Annotated in this window: 18 protein-coding genes and 1 pseudogene; 8 read left to right on the top strand and 11 right to left on the bottom strand. The window is 47.8% G+C overall.

What is annotated here, in order from left to right:
- Positions 1–97: 97 nt before the first annotated feature.
- On the top strand, positions 98–940 hold the full coding sequence (locus H6H02_RS09390) for a DUF1350 family protein (RefSeq protein ID WP_190816897.1): 843 nt from the start codon (positions 98–100) through the stop codon (positions 938–940).
- A 106-nt stretch (positions 941–1,046) separates the two neighbouring features.
- On the opposite strand, the gene sbcD is transcribed toward H6H02_RS09390, so the two are convergent.
- The 4 genes from sbcD to H6H02_RS09370 form a co-directional block, all read right to left on the bottom strand.
- Positions 1,047–2,399: an exonuclease subunit SbcD gene (gene sbcD, locus H6H02_RS09385; protein ID WP_190817079.1), complete on the bottom strand. Its 1,353-nt coding sequence runs from the start codon at positions 2,397–2,399 to the stop codon at positions 1,047–1,049.
- Between the two features lie 91 nt (positions 2,400–2,490).
- Complete coding sequence (gene cysH / locus H6H02_RS09380; RefSeq protein WP_190816895.1) at positions 2,491–3,222, bottom strand: phosphoadenosine phosphosulfate reductase; 732 nt, start codon at positions 3,220–3,222, stop codon at positions 2,491–2,493.
- Positions 3,223–3,515: 293 nt separating this feature from the next.
- Entirely contained in the window at positions 3,516–3,971 is a 456-nt protein-coding gene (locus tag H6H02_RS09375) for an orange carotenoid protein N-terminal domain-containing protein (RefSeq protein ID WP_190816894.1), read from the bottom strand.
- A 244-nt stretch (positions 3,972–4,215) separates the two neighbouring features.
- Positions 4,216–4,986 (bottom strand): YebC/PmpR family DNA-binding transcriptional regulator, encoded by a 771-nt coding sequence (locus H6H02_RS09370; protein WP_190816892.1) that lies wholly within the window; start codon positions 4,984–4,986, stop codon positions 4,216–4,218.
- Between the two features lie 434 nt (positions 4,987–5,420).
- Here H6H02_RS09370 and H6H02_RS09365 point away from each other — a divergent pair, with 434 nt between their 5' ends.
- A complete protein-coding gene (locus tag H6H02_RS09365; protein WP_190816890.1) occupies positions 5,421–6,752 on the top strand; it encodes an ABC transporter substrate-binding protein in 1,332 nt (443 codons plus the stop codon).
- Between the two features lie 110 nt (positions 6,753–6,862).
- On the opposite strand, the gene H6H02_RS09360 is transcribed toward H6H02_RS09365, so the two are convergent.
- The 3 genes from H6H02_RS09360 to H6H02_RS09350 form a co-directional block, all read right to left on the bottom strand.
- On the bottom strand, positions 6,863–7,909 hold the full coding sequence (locus H6H02_RS09360) for a glucokinase (RefSeq protein WP_190816887.1): 1,047 nt from the start codon (positions 7,907–7,909) through the stop codon (positions 6,863–6,865).
- 4 nt (positions 7,910–7,913) lie between these two features.
- Positions 7,914–8,558, bottom strand: a complete 645-nt coding sequence (locus tag H6H02_RS09355) for a histidine phosphatase family protein (protein ID WP_190816885.1) — start codon at positions 8,556–8,558, stop codon at positions 7,914–7,916.
- Between the two features lie 191 nt (positions 8,559–8,749).
- Positions 8,750–8,938: a hypothetical protein gene (locus H6H02_RS09350; RefSeq protein WP_190816883.1), complete on the bottom strand. Its 189-nt coding sequence runs from the start codon at positions 8,936–8,938 to the stop codon at positions 8,750–8,752.
- A 353-nt stretch (positions 8,939–9,291) separates the two neighbouring features.
- Here H6H02_RS09350 and H6H02_RS09345 point away from each other — a divergent pair, with 353 nt between their 5' ends.
- From H6H02_RS09345 to mutY, 3 genes are all read left to right on the top strand, one after another.
- On the top strand, positions 9,292–10,251 hold the full coding sequence (locus H6H02_RS09345; protein WP_190816881.1) for an RNA polymerase sigma factor, RpoD/SigA family: 960 nt from the start codon (positions 9,292–9,294) through the stop codon (positions 10,249–10,251).
- Positions 10,252–10,526: 275 nt separating this feature from the next.
- Positions 10,527–10,874 carry a DUF760 domain-containing protein gene (locus tag H6H02_RS09340; protein WP_190816879.1) on the top strand — a complete coding sequence of 116 codons (348 nt, stop codon included), beginning with the start codon at positions 10,527–10,529 and terminating at the stop codon, positions 10,872–10,874.
- 38 nt (positions 10,875–10,912) lie between these two features.
- Positions 10,913–12,037, top strand: coding sequence for an A/G-specific adenine glycosylase (mutY, locus tag H6H02_RS09335; RefSeq protein ID WP_190816877.1), 1,125 nt, complete (start codon positions 10,913–10,915; stop codon positions 12,035–12,037).
- A 115-nt stretch (positions 12,038–12,152) separates the two neighbouring features.
- Here mutY and H6H02_RS09330 read toward each other — a convergent pair whose 3' ends face one another.
- Together H6H02_RS09330 and H6H02_RS09325 are read right to left on the bottom strand one after the other, a co-directional pair.
- Complete coding sequence (locus tag H6H02_RS09330) at positions 12,153–12,581, bottom strand: DUF29 family protein (RefSeq protein ID WP_190817077.1); 429 nt, start codon at positions 12,579–12,581, stop codon at positions 12,153–12,155.
- A 184-nt stretch (positions 12,582–12,765) separates the two neighbouring features.
- Positions 12,766–12,936, bottom strand: coding sequence for a hypothetical protein (locus tag H6H02_RS09325; RefSeq protein WP_190817108.1), 171 nt, complete (start codon positions 12,934–12,936; stop codon positions 12,766–12,768).
- 64 nt (positions 12,937–13,000) lie between these two features.
- On the opposite strand from H6H02_RS09325, the gene H6H02_RS09320 reads away from it, so the two are divergent.
- The gene (locus H6H02_RS09320; protein WP_347342590.1) at positions 13,001–13,294 is read left to right on the top strand and encodes a hypothetical protein; all 294 of its coding nucleotides are present in this window, start codon (positions 13,001–13,003) and stop codon (positions 13,292–13,294) included.
- Here the strand turns inward: H6H02_RS09320 and H6H02_RS09315 are convergent.
- Both H6H02_RS09315 and H6H02_RS09310 read right to left on the bottom strand, forming a co-directional pair.
- Positions 13,282–13,634: pseudogene (locus tag H6H02_RS09315) on the bottom strand (aminotransferase class I/II-fold pyridoxal phosphate-dependent enzyme); the annotation flags it as partial. The gene H6H02_RS09320 and the pseudogene H6H02_RS09315 overlap by 13 nt on opposite strands.
- A 123-nt stretch (positions 13,635–13,757) precedes the next feature.
- Positions 13,758–13,952 (bottom strand): hypothetical protein, encoded by a 195-nt coding sequence (locus tag H6H02_RS09310; RefSeq protein ID WP_190412161.1) that lies wholly within the window; start codon positions 13,950–13,952, stop codon positions 13,758–13,760.
- A gap of 538 nt (positions 13,953–14,490) precedes the next feature.
- On the opposite strand from H6H02_RS09310, the gene H6H02_RS09305 reads away from it, so the two are divergent.
- Together H6H02_RS09305 and H6H02_RS09300 are read left to right on the top strand one after the other, a co-directional pair.
- Positions 14,491–14,829, top strand: a complete 339-nt coding sequence (locus H6H02_RS09305; RefSeq protein ID WP_190816871.1) for an STAS domain-containing protein — start codon at positions 14,491–14,493, stop codon at positions 14,827–14,829.
- Positions 14,830–14,946: 117 nt separating this feature from the next.
- Positions 14,947–17,652, top strand: coding sequence for a TIGR03960 family B12-binding radical SAM protein (locus H6H02_RS09300; RefSeq protein ID WP_190816869.1), 2,706 nt, complete (start codon positions 14,947–14,949; stop codon positions 17,650–17,652).

Here is a 17,652-nt window from a genome sequence, read left to right as displayed (position 1 = left end):
TAGGAAATAATTAATAGGGTTCGCAGAATAGTTTAGCTCTGCGAACCCTATACTAAAAATTTTCCCTCTACCAACTACATAAAAATAGTAGAAAATCATGAATGTATTGTTTAAACCAATTGCTCATAGTTGGGTTGCAGAAAATCCCAATCCAATTGGCGTAATTCAATTTATTGGAGGAGCCTTATATGGAACTTTACCAACTATTTCTTACAGACATTTCTTACAAAGCTTGTTTGAAGAAGGTTACACCATCATTGCTGTACCTTTTCAGTTTGGTCTAAATCACGGAGTTATTGCTAGAGGATTACTCGACGAACGCGATCGCATTCGTCAAGCACTAGACTATCCCGAAGCATTACCGCATTTTTGGGTTGGACACAGTTTGGGTTGCAAGTACATCGCCCTTTTAGAAGCATATTCATCCGAAGCTATCAAAAAGGGAGCAAAAAATATCATCAATGAACCTTCTTTATTGATTGCACCCGATATTTCTGACACCAAGGATGCTATCCCAATTCCCGGTTTACCCTATTTACTAGACTATTTCTCTCTGGGTGTACGTCCCACGAAGAAAGAAACTCAAGACATCATCCGAAATAGTGGTTTATTTAATCTAACAGCACTGATTTCTTTTAGAGATGATGACATTGCAGGAAATGCTATGGGATCGCCCGATGAAAGTGACGTTTCCTGGTTTATCCATGAATTAGAGTATCAAAGGGACAAACCGTTGCTGAGAAAGGAAATACCAGGAGGGCATAGAGAGCCAATAGGTATCAGAATAGGCGAGTCTCTGGTCGATCTCAATTTGTGGGATGGGATTTTTGAACCAATTGGAAAAAGACACTTAGAAGGTGTCGCCATTCAATTTTTGGCAGAATTAGTGCAACGACGAGGTACATTTGCTTTGGCAAAATTACTGAATAAAACGACATAGAAAGTCTAGGTGTGCTTATTTTTCCTGCCGCTCAGTTGGGCTTTCGACCCAACTACTTAGCAATATTGGAATTTTTGCAGATTTAACACTAATTCATACCAAACTTTTACAATAAACGCAGTTGGGAATCTGTCGTTGACACAGGCTGCTGACTAGGTTGATTCGTTCCTGTCGCTGATGCTTCCTCTATGTCAGAGGTGTTTAACCACGCCTCTTCCTCATGTGCCAGTAACTTCTGGGCTTCTTCCAGCATCAGCGAGGCAATATCCTTAAGGTCTTCTCGATTGGCTAAGTAAGTTTTCAGCGCTTCCATTGGATCGATGCTGGCGCTAGAACCCAGTTCGGGTAGGCGAGGACGTGCAAGCTGACTGACTAATTCCGCCTGAATCGTGTAGGTGTGGGCGTCACTTAAGCTGGCGTGCAGGGCGTTATTATCAATCAAATCTATCTGCTCGGAACGCAGTTTGTAGATTAGCCGCACGACAGCATCTTTGATATCTTTTTTGCCTATCGCTTTGATTAAAGCGGCTTGCGGCTCAGCTGCCTCAGAGATATCCACTTCGATAGTCCGGAAGGGACGAACCGGGAGGGAACAAAATTCCCACTGGGCGTTGCCTCGTTCCAGCTGAATCATTACATAGCCTTTGTCTTCTTTTTCTTCGCTGAAATCAACTCGCTCAATGCTGCCTGGGTAGACAACGGGGGGCTGGTTCGACTTGTTGAGGTTCTGATGTCGGTGGACGTGCCCCAGCGCTACGTAGTCAAAGCAAGGTCGCGTCAGCATCGAGATGGGGATGGTAAACCCTTTGCCGACTGCCAGGAAGCGCTCTGCGCCTAAGTTAGCTCGGTCTGCCATCAGGTGAGCTAAAAGAACGGTTGGCACTTCTGGGTCTAGACGCCGGATCTCGCCTTCCAGTCGAGGTTCCAGACGCTTAATTAATAACTCGTTGACTTCGGCAAGCGATAAATCTTCGGTGTCCGGGCGCGTCAGCAGGGCGGAACGGGTGAGCCAAGGAAGGGTAATGATTTGGACGGGACCGCTGCGGGTTTCGATGCGATGGGTGACGATGCGATCGCCTACAATAAACCCCGGCACTCCCAATGTCCGATAAATACATAAACTCGCGCCGCCCTCCCCTTGAGAATGCTGGTCGTGATTTCCCACCAGCAACACCGTCGGAATCTGGGCATCGACTAAGCGGCGAAACTGACTAGCAAACGCTTCCTGTACATACGGCGGCGGCGTTGCATCGGGAAAAGCATCTCCACCAAACAAGACTAAATCGACGGGTTCGCTATTCTCTCCGTCTGGGCTTTGCCCAATCGCTCGATCAATACACTTCGATAAACTATTGACAAAATCCTCCAGCCGCGTGTTTGTACCCGTTTCCGGATTAACCCGTCCGTGGGAGAAGCCACTCCCCATGTGGATATCGGATAGGTGGAGGATTTTAATCATTTTGCTCATTGCGAATGGGTGATTGGTAATGAGTTATTGGTAATTTTCCTGGCGATTACCGATTACCAATTACCCATTACTTCTTAGCATTCTAAATGTGAATTCCACATTCAGTTTTACCCATCCCGCGCCAGCGACCTGCGCGTTCGTCTTCACCCTCAGCAACGGGTGTTGTAATGGGTTCGTCGCCGATACTGGCATATCCCTGATCGTGCAGAGGATTGTAAATCATGCCATGTTCAGCCACATAAGCCCAGCTGTCCTTGCGCGTCCAGTTGGCGAGAGGATTCACTTTCAGCCGTTGCTGTCCATCTAGTTCCAAGACTGGCATATCCGCACGAGTCACGGCTTGGTCACGGCGGCGTCCGGTAATCCAGGCGACCGTATTGAGTTCTGCTAGACCCCGTTGCAACGGTTCAATTTTGGTCAGGTGGTGGAATTGGGCGATGTCTTTATCCCACAGCGCTTCGCCGTATTTAGCCGCAAAGGCTTCGCGGGAGTCTAGATCGGGAATTTTGTAAGTTTGGAGGTTTAAATTGTAAAGTGCCTGCGCTTTAGCAACTAACTCCAGGGTTTGGGGAAAGTGATACAGCGTGTCCAGAAACATGACTGGCACTGGCGTTGCTGGTTTGAGATCGCGGTATAAAAGATCCGTAATTACCAAATCATCCACATTAAAGGCGCTGGTTTGCACCAGTCCCGTGGGGATATTTGTAACACACCAAGCCAGGATCTCTCTGGGATGAGCTTTGTCAAATTTTTGGTTAAGCTCATCCAGATTAAACGAGGAGATGCTAACGGGAGCTGTGGTGCTATCGCTCATGGTACGTTTCTAGGGGATTTCTGAATTCTTTATTGCAAGTCATTTTACCTCTTATAAGCACCTAAGGTTAGGGAGAGGACAACACACCGATGCTCTGGAGCAGTTTGGTAGAATAAAAAATTACCCCACTAATTGCAATGCAATTAGCAGGGGATGCATAACGAGGAAGCTGCTAAAGGTTAGGCATCTGAAGAAGCTTCCTCTCTCTTATTGGCGGTTTCTAGAAGAGGTGTTTTGAAAATCGGTGCAATGTTTAAGACTGATTTCATACTCTCAAAAGGCACAACTTCAGACTACTTAGCACCCATTTCGATTACAGCACTGCGGGTGAAATTAATCCGCTCTTCAAAGTCCAGTTGCTTGATTTGAGCAACAAAATCGTTGGTTTCTGCGGGCAGTTGATAGTCAGAGGGCACCGTAATGATTTCACCTTTGTCCATCCCTTGTGCTAACCGCAGCCACACATCCAGCTTAGAGCTAGAACTTACAGCTTTATAGGCACGGCTAATATCAGTATCGGCTCGTGAAGCGATGTCGCGCTGCGCCTGTAACTGTTGTTCCTTGGGCATTGCCAGGATTGCATGGTACAAGGCGGCGGCTTCTTCTTGGGCAGAAGTGGCATTTGCTGGTGTCAGTTGGTCTTTGATGTCGAGGTAGCCGAACCACAGGATGGCAAGCTGAGTATCTACATCAAAGCCCTGAAACTTTTGTAAGGCTTGTTTGCTGGTTTCGTTGGTAGTAAATGTCATTTATGAATCTCCGATTGTTTTGCTTTAATGACAGCTCAGGAAACTGAGCTGCTGAAACAAGTTCGTTTTGCCTCAATATTAAGATTTAATAAGCTGGCGACCGGAGATTAACCTCGCTTAAGACAGAGATAGCGATCGCGCCTGAAGACAGATGTAGATACACGCGATCGCTCTTAAAACACGGGCGCGGGAAAGAATTCCTGCCAATGAGTCATTCCCACCGATTTTAATTTCCAGAATTTTGTCAGTGAACGAGACTCACAGACATCAGCTCATCCGCCATCTCGAAGTTAGCGGTAACGTTTTGCACATCATCGAGTCCTTCCAAGGTCTCAATTAATTTGAGGAGCGATTGCGCCTGCTGTGAATCGCCGACTTCCACCGTATTATTAGGAATCCAGCGCAGTTCCACCTCGCTGACTTTAAAGCCTTTCTCCTTTAGGGTTCGCTCTAGGTTCTCCAAATTTGCCACAGAGGTAAACACGTCGGCTCCCTCCGTATCCTCCTCCTGTGTCAGTTCGTAGGACTCAGCACCCCCTTCTAGGGACGCATCCAATAGCGCCTCTTCGTCAACCGCACCGAGCAGGATACAGACACCTTTCTGCTCAAACATCCACGAGACGCAGCCGCTTTCACCGAGATTACCGCCATTTTTGCTAAAAGCCGCTCTCAAATCAGCGGCGGTACGATTGCGATTATCCGTCAGCGCTTCCACCAAAATCGCCACGCCGCCGGAACCATAACCTTCGTAGCGAATTTCTTCTAGCTGAGCGCCATCTGCACCCCAAGTCCCCGCACCTTTAGCGATCGCTCTTTCAATATTTTCACTCGGAATCCCCGCCGCCTTTGCCTTATCAATCGCCGTGCGGAGTTGAAAATTACCTGCTGGGTCTGGTATACCACTCCGAGCCGCCACAATAATAGCGCGAGCTAGCTGGGTAAAGGTTTTGCCCTTCACTGCATCCACTCTCGCCTTCTGACGCTTAATATTCGCCCACTTACTATGTCCAGCCATAGACTGAAATTATTTATACGATCGTCCAAACATTAGGATAAACAAAAACCAACCGGACTTCATACCAAGCCTGTTTGCTTAGGAGGATGTCTGGAAAGTCATAATCGAGGCGCTTAAACAGTAGAGATCCTCCTAAATCTCCCGATAAATTAGGGTACTTTGAGGAACTTCTCCCTTCTTTTTATGGGGGCTAGGGGGATAAAATCAAATTTTGACACTTCTCAGACATCCTCCTAATCTCGTTTCTATACCCTGCGTAGCCAATAGCTGAAGCTTTACTTTAAGCCAATAAAACAGATGTTTTAGTTTAAGCAAGAAAATCATAAGTATAAAAAATATTTACAAAAACCAATGTTCTTAAGAAAAAAGATGGCTTTTAGTCGCTGATGATGAGTATTTTAACGCTGTTTCTGTTCAAAATTAGGCATTCAATTATGTCAGTTGGATTTAAAGGATCTAGTAATTTTTTCCAAAAACTGTGGAGTTTTTTGAGCCAGGGGTTGCTATTAGGCATCGTCCTGTTAGGATTGGCAGGATGTCAGCTACAGCCGAGGACGGAAGCAGCGGATGTTATCCGACTGACGTTGTGGCAAGGGGTGAATCCGCCGCCGAATCGGGATGTGTTGCAGTCGCTGGTGGACAAGTTCAATCAGGCGCATCCGAATATTCAGGTGGAATCCCTTTATGTGGGACAAGCGGATCAGCAGTTACCGAAGATTTTGGCAGCGGTAGTGGGAAATGCGCCGCCGGATCTGTTGTGGTTTAACGCGACGCTCACAGGTCAGCTGGTAGAATTGGATGCGATCGCGCCTTTGGAAAATTGGCTGGCGCAATCCCCCGTCCGCGACGAAATTGACCCCGCGTTGTTTGAATCAATGCAGTACGCAGGTCATACTTGGTCGGTGCCGTTTGGGACGAATAATGTCGGAGTTTTTTATCGTCCTAGTTTGTTTAAAGCAGCGGGAATCACCGAGTTGCCAAAAACTTGGGACGAATTGCGGCAAGTTGCTCGTACTTTAACCCGCGATACGAATGGCGACAAGCGCATCGACCAACACGGGATGTTTTTACCTTTAGGAAAGGGAGAATTTGCTGTATTCCTTTGGTTGCCATTTCTGTGGAGTGGCGGCGGTGAGTTGGGGAATGCTCAAGGGCAAGAAGCTTCTGCGATCGCTTTAGCCAACAATCAAGGCGCGATCGCTGCCCTTCAATTCTGGCGCAATTTAATTGAAGACGGCTCAACCATTTTGTCTCTACCAGAACGCGGCTATGAAACCGATAACTTCCTTGCCGGAAAGGCTGCAATGCAACTGACCGGCCCTTGGACGCTGGGGCAACTGAAAGCCACTGGCATTGATTTTGGCGTTTTCCCCATCCCAGCACAAAAAGAACAAGCGACGGCGACGGGGGGCGAGAATCTGTTCATTTTAAAAACGACTCCGGAACGAGAACAAGCCGCATGGACGTTTGCTGAATATGTTGCGGGAGAGGAATTTCAGACCGAATGGGCACTCGGTACCGGCTACCTACCCGTGAATCTGAAGGCGCGACAAAGTGCCAAATATCAAGCCTTTGTCGCCGAACAACCAGCGGTGAAAGTGTTTTTAGAGCAAGCCAAGTACGGGCGATCGCGTCCTATCTTCACGGGTTATAATCGGGTTTCCGAAAATGTAGGTAGAGCGCTGGAATCTGTCTTACTCGGCAAAAGTTCGCCCCAGGAAGCACTTAAAAACGCCCAGCAGCGGCTAGATTTGATTTTTAAATAATTAAACGCTTTCGGGACAGCAAATTTGTAAAGACGCCAAAGTATCCCCTCTTGCCAATCCGAAAGCGATTCCCTTCGCGATCCGAAAGCGTTTCCCATTATTGACACTGGCTACAATCTAGCAGCACAGACGGCGGCTCCAATCAGTCCCACTCGCGGATTTAGCACAATATGCACTGGTATTCTTTCGAGTAACGGACTCACGCGACCTTTGTTCAGAAAGGCATGGAGGAAACTGCCTTCTTGAATCAACGGCAGAATTTTGGCAGCGATGCCACCAGCAACGTAAAGACCGCCATAAGGTAATAGTTTGATGGCAAGATTCCCAGCTTCGGCACCGTAAGCTTCCACGAAGATTTGCATCGTTTGTTCGCACAAGCGATCGCGCTTTTCTAGAGCAGCTTTGCCAATAATCGCGGCGGGATCGATCGTCTTGTCTTTCTGCCCGATCTCTTGTTCCCATGTTTTAATAATCTGCCCAATTTCTGACGATTCCTCAGCAATTTTCCGATCTCTTAGGAACTGGTAAATTGAGACGATGCCTAGACCGGAAACTACTCGCTCGACTGAAATTCGCTGAATATTGTGCTTATCGAGCAAATATTTCAACAGTTGAAATTCTAACTCCGAGCGAGGTGCAAAGTCAGCGTGTCCGCCTTCCGAAGGGAAAACCTGATAAATGTTGGATGCTGAGCGGATTAAAAATCCTTGTCCCAAGCCGGTACCCGCACCAATCACGCCCATAGGAGCGTCTTCCTGATGCTTGCCAGTTTGCAAAGTGTACAAGTCTGATTCAGCTAAACCCAGGACACCATAGCCAACAGCGGCGAAATCGTTAATTAAACTAACCGCAGCGATTCCCAATTGTTGCTCCAGCCGTTTGCTATCAAGCGACCAAGATAGATTTGTCAGGATAGAGGTGTTGTTGACAACGGGACCTGCGATCGCAAAACACGCTTTTTCCGGCTTCGGCGTCTCGCCGAGTTCTCCAGCCGCCGCCGTCAAAAACTGCCGCACCATTGGCACTAAATCGGGAAAGTTGCCGCTGGGGAAAGTCGCCTCATGCAGAGTCTGCAATGATGCCCCAGAATCAGACGCCTCGACTAAGCGCAGAATTGTCTTAGTACCCCCGATATCCCCTGCTAGTAACAATCCCATAACCTTAATTAAACCGGATGACTTTTTCAGTTTGACTCAAGTGGGAGACATCCCCATTGAGTTCCATCACCCATTCTTCACCATCGCGCACCAGCTTAACCAAACAACACAGTGCCGCATTTACTTCAGTTTCAGCTGTACCCCCCCTGATGCCGAGGGTGGCACCCAGCACCGATGCACCATGACCGACTAACAAAATATCTTCTGAAAACTCAGCAGCAAGACGTCTTGCGACTTCCCCAGAGCGTTCTAGTACTTCTTCCCCAGTTTCGGGATAATTCGCGATTACGCGAGAAGTGTAACTGAGGTCAATTTGGGGAAATTGCTCGTGTAATGCTTCGATTGACAATCTTTCTGGCATGGCTGGCATCCAGTGAGGATTTAACCATTCGCTTAAGCCAGACTCAAGTTTGATGGGTAAATTCAGCACTTGTGCAACTTGGTGCGCCGTTTGTACTGTTCGCAGGAAGGGCGAGGCAAAAATATGGGCAATCTTTTCTCCCTTCAGGCGCTGCGCGAGTTGTTTGGCTTGTTCCACGCCATCCTTAGACAGGGGTGGATCGTAGGGACGTTCGGCGGTTAAAAACCAGTCGGGGTTCACGAAGTCGAGGCGGTTGGCGTGTCTTGCAATCCAGACGGTTTGAGTCATGGGTTTAGAGGATAACGAGCAAAGAGCAAGCCTAATACTATGCCACTTTCAGGTGGCTACAAATAAAATGTTGTCTGTGGCGACTAGGCGGCGACTAGGCAAAAACGCGAACTGACTCTTTCAGCGCTAGGCTAACGCCTCGCTTCGCTGTTTTCATGCCCAAAGGGCTGTACGCGATCGCTGCAAGTTTTCTATAATCCAAAATCTGTAATCAATAGGGTACGAGGCGATCGCTTGAGGCGGCTGCCCATTGAATCTACTCTGCAAAGCCAATTCTGAACACAGCCACGATTCTGCTCAAATTGCCATTGCCGCCTTTTCTTGGACTTTGCCCCCCAAAGACCATCCGTTTGCTTAAGAAAATCCCTATTTTTCGGCATCTCGCTCTCAGACCTGATGCAATAATGTAATACCGCCGCATCCCTCACCGATGAGAGTAATTTCTCAAACGTTTCGCGATGCCTTTTTCTGGAGACCCAGGTGCCGCGAGCATCGTTCTACCCCCCCGTGCCAATGTCACTGAGTTTCAGTAAGCATCTGCAAGATTTTTCTCATTTTGTTTCTCAAGATGCAATTATCCGATGGATTCGTGGGTACCTTTTTAATAGCTGATGTTGAAGGAAAAGGCACAGGAACCCCCCTCTTGGGATAGACACTACTTCTTTCAGAAAGGATACAATAGTTTACAATTGCGATCGCTCTAAATTATCGCTCTGATTCAAGACTCAGCGCTATGAAAACTGCTCAGACCTCTACAGATACCGTCCGTGCTTACTTGCGAGAAATTGGGCGCGTTCCCCTGCTTACTCATGAGCAGGAAATCCTTTATGGAAAACAAGTACAGCGCTTAGCCACCTTGCAGGAAGCAAAAAATTCCCTCTTGTTGCAGTTAGGACAAGAGCCAACCGATGAGGCGTGGGCTTCTTCAACTGGGTTGTCAGAGAAAGAATTACAGCAGGCGATCGCAGCGGGTGAAATCGCCAAGCGCAAGATGGTCGAAGCCAACTTGCGGCTCGTCGTCTCGGTTGCCAAAAAGTACATCAAACGTAACGTAGACCTCTTGGACTTGATCCAGGAAGGCACAATGGGAATGCAGCGGGGCGTCGAAAAATTTGATCCCACCAAAGGCTACCGATTTTCCACTTATGCTTATTGGTGGATTCGGCAGGCGATTACTCGCGCGATCGCAGAAAAAGGTCGCACCATTCGCCTCCCCATTCACATCACCGAAAAACTCAACAAAATTAAGAAAGCTCAGCGCCAACTTGCTCAAAACCTGGGACGAGCGGCTACAGTCGGCGAACTAGCCGCCGAACTAGAATTGACCCCCAAGCAAGTTCGGGAGTACCTAGAACGGGCGCGACAGCCCCTTTCCTTGGATCTGCGCGTCGGAGATAATCAGGATACAGAACTGGTAGAACTGCTGGAAGATACCGGCCCTTCCCCAGAAGACTTCGCGACTCAGTCTTCCCTCCAAGTTGACTTAGAAAAACTAATGTCAGACTTAACGCCTCAACAACGCGAGGTATTAGCACTGCGGTTTGGTTTAGCTGATGGACAAGCCATGACGCTGGCAAAAATTGGCGAACTTCTCAACATCAGTCGGGAACGAGTCCGGCAAATCGAACGGGAAGCCCTCTCCAAGCTTCGCAAGCGCAAAGCCGATATGCGGGAATATATTGCGGCTAGCTAACAAGAGGATTCGCGTAGCGGTGCTCTACTTGAGGACTGTTAGTGTACCTAACAGTCCTCATCACTTAATAAAGGTAAAAGAATCCGCCGTTTAAAGTTCGGTTCTGCCCACTGTGACCCCCGAAGGAGCCTGCTAAATTAAGGGTATTAGAAGGATTTACAACTCTCGGAGCTAGTTTCCGAGTCGATCGATAGAACAAGTCAAGTAGTGAGCAGCGATCTTTCCGGGTACAAGGATCTGAGAGTAGCTGCCTCTAGAAAGTACGGAGAAACCAAGTGAACAACCCGTCAAATCGAGTCTCAGAGTTCTTTGAAAGTGAGTCGGAAGGCGGCAACTTGCTTTGGCAATACGTCCAATCCATGAGTCCAGAGACGATTACCCAGCTTTCCAAACCCTCGTCTCAGGAAGTATTTCAGGTAATGGAACGCAATATTGTCGGGCTATTAGGGCACCTACCACCAGAACATTTTGGGGTTACAATCACCACCAATCGTGAAAATTTAGGGCGTATGCTGGCTTCGGCGATGATTAGCGGCTATTTCTTGCGGAACGCCGAACAAAGAATGACCTTTGAAAATGCCTTGACAGGTGCTGCTGAAGTCAACGTATCTGATGATGAATAGGGACATTGAGCGGCATCAGTGCCAATTGCGATGATGCGATGAGTGTATTGCAATTGCAGCAACAAAATGGCTCGGTAGGCTGGGAAGTCAGTCTGCCGAGTTCTGCTATTTTGGAGTTTAGGCGATCGCTTCTAGCCTGGTACTCCCAAAACGGTCGAGACCTCCCCTGGCGTCACCACCCCGACCCCTACGCCATCTGGGTATCGGAAATCATGCTCCAGCAGACCCAGGTAAAAACCGTTATTCCTTACTACCAGCGGTGGTTAGCGCAATTTCCCACCATTGAAACCCTCGCCGCCGCTGATTTGCAGCAAGTCCTCAAAACTTGGCAAGGACTCGGTTACTACGCCCGCGCCCGTAATCTGCACAAAGCATCTCAGGAAATTATCCAGCGTCACAACGGAATTTTTCCTACCAACCTATCAGACGTTTTAGCTTTAGCCGGGATTGGACGCACCACCGCCGGAGGCATCCTCAGCGCCGCCTTCAATCAACCCGTAGCGATTCTAGATGGCAACGTCAAGCGGGTTTTAGCGCGGCTGGTAGCATTGCCAGTGCCACCAACAAAAGCAACAAAACCGCTCTGGCAGCTCTCAGAGAGCCTTCTCGACCCCCAACAGCCCAGAGATTTTAATCAGGCGCTGATGGATTTGGGAGCCACTATCTGCACTCCCCACAACCCAGCCTGCAACAGATGTCCCTGGATGTTCCACTGTCGCGCATACAATTTGAATATTCAGTCAACTTTACCTATGCGCGAAACCTCCTCCCCCATCCCCCACAAAAACATTGGCGTTGCCGTTATCTGGAACGACCAGAAAGAAATTTTAATCGATCGCAGGCCCCAGAACGGTCTTCTAGGTGGTCTTTGGGAATTTCCTGGTGGCAAATTAGAGCCGGGTGAAACCATTGAAGAGTGTATTAAACGCGAAATTCAGGAGGAATTGGGGATTGAAATTGAAGTGGGTAAGCATCTCATCACCATTGACCACACTTATACTCACTTCCGCGTCACCCTCAACGTCCATCACTGTCGCCACCTCACAGGCATTCCCCAACCCATCGAATCCGACGAAATCCGCTGGGTGACATTAGACGAAATCGACCAGTTTCCCTTTCCCAAAGCGAACGTCCAAATTATCGACGCCCTGCGGCAGGCTTAGAAATTTCTAATCCGATTTACGAACCGCAAAGACGCAAAGGACGCAAAGAGAAGAGGGAAGAGTGGGCGATTCTTTTTTATAAAATTTTTAGTATCATCATGACTTGTAGATGACTTCATGCTGGCGGTGTGATTAATACCAAGGCATGATTCAGAAGCTCTTTTTTATTAATTAGTTGTTCTAATTCTTCTAGTTCATAATGCCCTTCTTCTAACTCTAGCGAAGCTTCATCAATAGCATTCAAGTAGGCTTCTTCTAAAGTTTCAAGCAACTCTTCTGGACTTAGATAATAACCTCCTGCTTTACGACACTTATTTTCCCTCTGAATTTCCCGAACAGAATTGCGAGTCGAGACTTCCCAAGAACGAGTCGTGCGATTTTCAACTTGCTGTTTAATTAGATGCAGCAGGAAAATCACTGCATAACTACGAATCGTCTTAACTATATCGTTGCGGCTCATTTCTTCAAGTTCTTCTACAATCGCTAACGAGCCTTGGATATCACCTTTTAACAGCAAGTTTTTAAGGTCTAATAGTTCTTCCATAACGGCTGATTCAATCCTAAGTTGTTTGTATTGTATTTTGAAGCGATCGCAGTTGCAGCATTGCAGCGTTACAGCAACTGTCAGTGTTACAGGTTCCATAGATTAGCCGTGAGATACGGAGATTACACAGATGTAGTCTAGTCGTCTCTCTTGTGGCAAGAATATAAACATCTATCTATTATCATCAGAAGCGATCGCTCATCTTTTCTCGCTTTCGTCGGGTTTCTTCTGTATAGCCGCGATTTCTAATCGCTGGGACTTCTGAGGGCAGCCAACCAACTTCGTACAATAAAGAAACAACTCGCGTTAGCCATTCCTCATTCCTGATTGTGAAGCAAGCCTCAAACAATTCCACTCCTAACTTTCAGCCTTGTCAGATTGTTTGTTTAGACCATGAAAATACTTGCCTGTACGCTGACGTGATACAAGTTGTCGATTCGCGGCAAATATGTTGGGTGCGTCCTTTGATGCTTACTATCGTTCCAGACAATAGTGGCAACGTGTTACCAACGCTGTACGATTTGCGTCAGGGTGCCGATCTAGTATGGCCTGTAACGTTGTTTCGACCAGCACTGGATACCGAGGTGATTCCCTTGTTAATGCAACTGGACGCCCCAGATGCGACAGCGGACGCCTCAGACGCCCATCGGCAACTCAGTTGGTTTGTCCACCAAGTTTGGCAAGCTAATCAGAGTGATTTTCAGGCTTCGTAGCGAATTCCGGCATCTCTCACCCGTTGAATCGTTTCGCGCATCCGTTCATCTACCACGGTGAGAGCAATCAGCAAGCCTTCCTCAACAGTATCATACCCGTTTCCAGGGGCACAATCAGACCGCATTTCTCCAGTAACAGGGTGACAAATTCCGTTAAAGTATAACCTTTGGGAACGGGTACCCAAATATAGAGAGTTGCTTTGGGAGGCTCAATAGACCATTCTAAGGCTTGGGCTTGTAATCCTTCGACGATGATGTTGCGGCGGTTTTGATAGCCTAAAATCACCCCTGGAAGTTCTTCCGAAGTTTGATAGGCAATGATCGCTGCCCGTTGAATTGCCAACAATTAGACAGTTTACCGCCAGGTGAGTCAAAGGGATAAGAGATTGATCTAAAAAGATTCCAAAGGCACAAGTATTGTCTCGTGCCATCGACTAAATCTGCCTTTGATTTTTGATTTTACTTATGCACTCGGCACAAGTTGAATTCGACCGGCATCCATTTCTGACATGAGTAATTCCAGTGCCTCATAATCAACGTCAGAAATGTGACCCATTCTGGTCAATTCATAGTTTATTTCGTTCTCTATATCTGGAGTTAATTTCTTAATATAGAGAGCTTTTTCTACCAGTTGACGAATCGCGTATGTAGTTCTCATAAAAACCGATAGAACCCCGCACTTAAAAATTATCAGTTGAATATATAGATGAGCCAGTGATCTAAAACTAGACTTCAAGGTGATCTAAATCACTGTGAGGTTCGCCGCAATTACCGCTGATTTTTTAAATAATTTCTGACAACTCCATGAGGCTTCGGAGTTGATGTTTAATAGCAATAATATTATCGCTGATGAGCTTTCATGGCGGGAAGAATCGCAACGGATGTCTGTTTGAAGACCTTAGCCCCTGCCTTGCAGAAATGCGCTTCGCATAGGATTATACAAAGGATACATCTGTCTTTGGTTAGATGCAGCAAGTTGAAAAGACAGATATTGAGTTTTTCTTAATGTAGAACTTCTAGAAAGTCCGTATTAAGGAACACTATTTCACTAAATCTTATTGAAAACTTTATATAAAAGGAGGTAACTAATGAAGATTTAGCAAATTACCTAAAAGGGGGTAGCCAATATCATATTTACCGTTTATTGTCGAAGCTATTACACAAAGTTTTGTTTAGAGTTGAAACAGGATATTGTCATGCAAAATACGCTAGTTCGCCCCAACGTTGCAGTTATTCGCCCCCAAGGTCACATCAATGCATCGAATGCGGTTGAGTTTCAAGGTCAATTGACAGAAGCTGTTTCCTCTCCCGATCAATCCATTGTGCTAGTTGATATGGCACAAGTAGAGTTCCTGGATAGTGCTGGCTTGATGGCGCTTGTTTCAGCCCACCGTTTAGCACACAGTCTAGGACGGCGGTTCAGCCTCTCTTCGGTTTCAGCCTCCATTCGGATGATTTTTGAACTGGCTCAACTTGACGGAGTATTTGAAATTTTTGAAAGTCCTGCCGCCTTAGAAGCAAATATTGGAGTATAGGAACGAGCAAATACTTTTGAAGGAAAAACTGAGAAGTTAAGCGCTGTTGCTGAGTGCTAAACCTGAATTGGTGCTAGGGTTGAATCTGAGGCACTGGAAGCAGGGGAGCGTTTTGCAGTGGCGATCGCAGTCGAGAAACTACTTACAGCAGAGATACAGAAACCAGCTCGTTATTTAGGAAACGAGCTAGGAGCCGTCCACAAACCTTGGGAAGCGGCGGCGGTACGCTGGGTTCTGACATACCCAGAAATCTATGAAGTGGGTGCATCGAATCTTGGGCATATTATTCTCTACAACATATTGAATGCTCAGTTGGGGCAACTGTGCGATCGCGCATATTTACCAGCCCCAGATTTAGCGGCGAAACTCCGAGAAACACAGACGCCCCTATTTGCCGTGGAGTCGCGGCGAAGTCTTACAGATTTTGACATTTTGGGCTTTAGTCTCAGCTACGAGCTAGGAGCCACCAATATCCTGGAAATGCTTGATTTGGCCGGGATTCCTCTGACGTGGCGAGAAAGGCTCACCAGCACAGACGCAGGGGAAAGTGAAGATTTTCTCTGGAATTATCCCCTGATTTTTGCTGGGGGACAGACCGCAACCTCGAATCCCGAACCTTACGCAGACTTTTTCGATTTCTTGGCTCTGGGAGATGGCGAGGAAGTGCTACCAGAAATTGGCTGGGTAGTGGAAAAAGCCAAAAAAGCTCACCTCAGTCGAGAACAACTATTGCTGAATTTGGCACAAGTACCCGGCGTATATGTGCCACAGTTCTACGACATGGCAGAAGATGGCTCAGTCCATCCCAATCGCCCGGATGTACCCCAGCGGATTTTACGGCGAGTTGCTGCCCCCTTGCCAGCTTATTCCATCGGGCTAGTGCCTTATGTGGAGACAGTCCACGACCGACTGACCATTGAAGTGCGGCGCGGCTGTACTCGCGGTTGCCGCTTCTGCCAGCCAGGAATGCTGACTCGTCCGGCGCGGGATGTGGAACCGCAGGAAGTCGTAGAGGCAATTGAAAAGGGAATGCGGGCGACGGGATATAACGAGTTTTCCCTACTCTCCTTGAGTTGTTCGGATTACCTATCTCTACCGGCGGTGGGGATGGAAATCAAAAATCGCCTCAAAGATGAAAATATTTCCCTCTCTTTACCCAGTCAACGGGTAGACCGATTTGATGAAGATATTGCCAATATTCTCGGCGGGACGCGGCAAAGTGGACTGACTTTCGCGCCGGAAGCTGGAACCCAGCGAATGCGGGACATTATCAATAAGGGGTTGACGAACGCAGAATTGCTGCGGGGAGTGAAAACCGCCTACGAGCAGGGTTGGGAAAAAATTAAGCTGTATTTTATGATTGGTCTGCCTGGAGAGACGGATGTAGATGTGATCGGCATTGCCGAAACTCTCCGTTGGCTACACCAAGAATGTCGCACAGAAGGCAGAAAGCGTCTGCATTTCAACCTGACGATTTCTAACTTTACGCCGAAGCCTCACACGCCTTTTCAGTGGCACTCTGTCTCTACAACTGAGTTTCAACAGAAGCAGAAACTTCTCCGCGACGAGTTTCGCGGGATGAGGGGGGTGAAGGTAAACTTCACCGATGTGAGACTTTCGGCGATGGAAGATTTTATTGGACGGGGCGATAGGCGTCTGGCATCAGTGCTGCGTCGCGCTTGGGAACTGGGTGCGGGGATGGATGCCTGGTTTGATAGTGTGGAACGGGCTTTTGCTGCTTGGGGAGAAGCGATCGCAGAATCTGGCTTAACCTGGAAATATCGCCTTGTCGAGAATGGCGAATGGAACTGGATGGAGAATCGGAATCAACAGCTACCCATTGATGATTCCCACTCCCCAATTCCCAATCCCCAATTCGATGCGCCGTTGCCTTGGGATCATATTGATACGGGAATTGATAAGAACTGGCTAATCACTGACCTGAAACGGGCTTTAGAAGCTGCGATAGTGCCGGATTGTTCCTTTGAAGGCTGTTCTCACTGTGGCATTTGCGGAACTGACTTTGGGCACAATATTGTCATCAAGCCGCTGCCGATTCCAGAATTTGCCGGACACTTCACGCCGAATACAGATAGGGTGCAGCGGTTGCGGGTTTGGTTGGGGAAGCTGGGCGATATGGCGCTGGTAAGTCATCTAGATTTGGTGCGCCTGTTTGACCGTGCTGTGCGTCGGGCGGCATTGCCAGTTGCTTTTACGGGCGGGTTTCATCCCAGTCCCCGCATTTCTCCAGCGAGTGCGCTGTCACTGGGATCAACCAGTGAAGGTGAAATTGTGGACTTTGAGCTAACCCAGGCGATGGATGTGGCGACGTTCCAGGAGAAGTTAGCTGCCCAGTTGCCGTCTGATATGCCCGTTTACCGGGTGGCAGAAGTTGATTTGAAGGCTCCTTCGGCGACTCAGTTGTTGGAAAAAGCGGAGTATTTGATTACGGTAGCAGCGGTTGAGTCGGCTTTACCAGAGGAGTGGGAAGGCTGGGTAGAGGCGATTAAAGCCAGTGAGAGCATTTTAATTGAGCAAACGACGAAGTCTGGGAAGAAGAAACAGACAAATCTGCGCGATCGCTTGTTTGAATTGGAAGTTAACAAAGCCCGAAGACGCCCTAGCGTTAGCGCTGTAGAACGCGAAGAAAGCGGGGAACTGCGGGAGGAAAAGTCTTCTGTTGTTCTGCGCTATTTAGGCAGTTGCCAAAACGATGGAACTGTGCTGAAACCGGAGCATATCGTCTTCATGCTAGAGCAAGTGACGGGGCGCGAGTTTCAGATGTTGCATGCTCACCGCCGTCAGCTGCTCCTGAAGGATTGA

Origin of the sequence: Coleofasciculus sp. FACHB-1120 (assembly GCF_014698845.1) — a bacterium.
Taxonomy (GTDB): Bacteria; Cyanobacteriota; Cyanobacteriia; order Cyanobacteriales; family FACHB-T130; genus FACHB-T130.
This window is presented reverse-complemented; position numbering and strand designations above follow the sequence as displayed.

Excerpts from the sequence above, each read along its gene's own strand:
- sbcD (WP_190817079.1), bottom strand. The coding sequence starts at position 2,399 with ATGATTAAAATCCTCCACCTATCCGATATCCACATGGGGAGTGGCTTC.
- mutY (WP_190816877.1), top strand. The coding sequence starts at position 10,913 with ATGAGTGTATTGCAATTGCAGCAACAAAATGGCTCGGTAGGCTGGGAA.
- H6H02_RS09365 (WP_190816890.1), top strand. The coding sequence starts at position 5,421 with ATGTCAGTTGGATTTAAAGGATCTAGTAATTTTTTCCAAAAACTGTGG.
- H6H02_RS09355 (WP_190816885.1), bottom strand. The coding sequence starts at position 8,558 with ATGACTCAAACCGTCTGGATTGCAAGACACGCCAACCGCCTCGACTTC.
- H6H02_RS09370 (WP_190816892.1), bottom strand. The coding sequence starts at position 4,986 with ATGGCTGGACATAGTAAGTGGGCGAATATTAAGCGTCAGAAGGCGAGA.
- H6H02_RS09330 (WP_190817077.1), bottom strand. The coding sequence starts at position 12,581 with ATGGAAGAACTATTAGACCTTAAAAACTTGCTGTTAAAAGGTGATATC.
- cysH (WP_190816895.1), bottom strand. The coding sequence starts at position 3,222 with ATGAGCGATAGCACCACAGCTCCCGTTAGCATCTCCTCGTTTAATCTG.
- H6H02_RS09375 (WP_190816894.1), bottom strand. The coding sequence starts at position 3,971 with ATGACATTTACTACCAACGAAACCAGCAAACAAGCCTTACAAAAGTTT.
- H6H02_RS09310 (WP_190412161.1), bottom strand. The coding sequence starts at position 13,952 with ATGAGAACTACATACGCGATTCGTCAACTGGTAGAAAAAGCTCTCTAT.
- H6H02_RS09305 (WP_190816871.1), top strand. The coding sequence starts at position 14,491 with ATGCAAAATACGCTAGTTCGCCCCAACGTTGCAGTTATTCGCCCCCAA.
- H6H02_RS09350 (WP_190816883.1), bottom strand. The coding sequence starts at position 8,938 with ATGCCGAAAAATAGGGATTTTCTTAAGCAAACGGATGGTCTTTGGGGG.
- H6H02_RS09345 (WP_190816881.1), top strand. The coding sequence starts at position 9,292 with ATGAAAACTGCTCAGACCTCTACAGATACCGTCCGTGCTTACTTGCGA.
- H6H02_RS09360 (WP_190816887.1), bottom strand. The coding sequence starts at position 7,909 with ATGGGATTGTTACTAGCAGGGGATATCGGGGGTACTAAGACAATTCTG.
- H6H02_RS09390 (WP_190816897.1), top strand. The coding sequence starts at position 98 with ATGAATGTATTGTTTAAACCAATTGCTCATAGTTGGGTTGCAGAAAAT.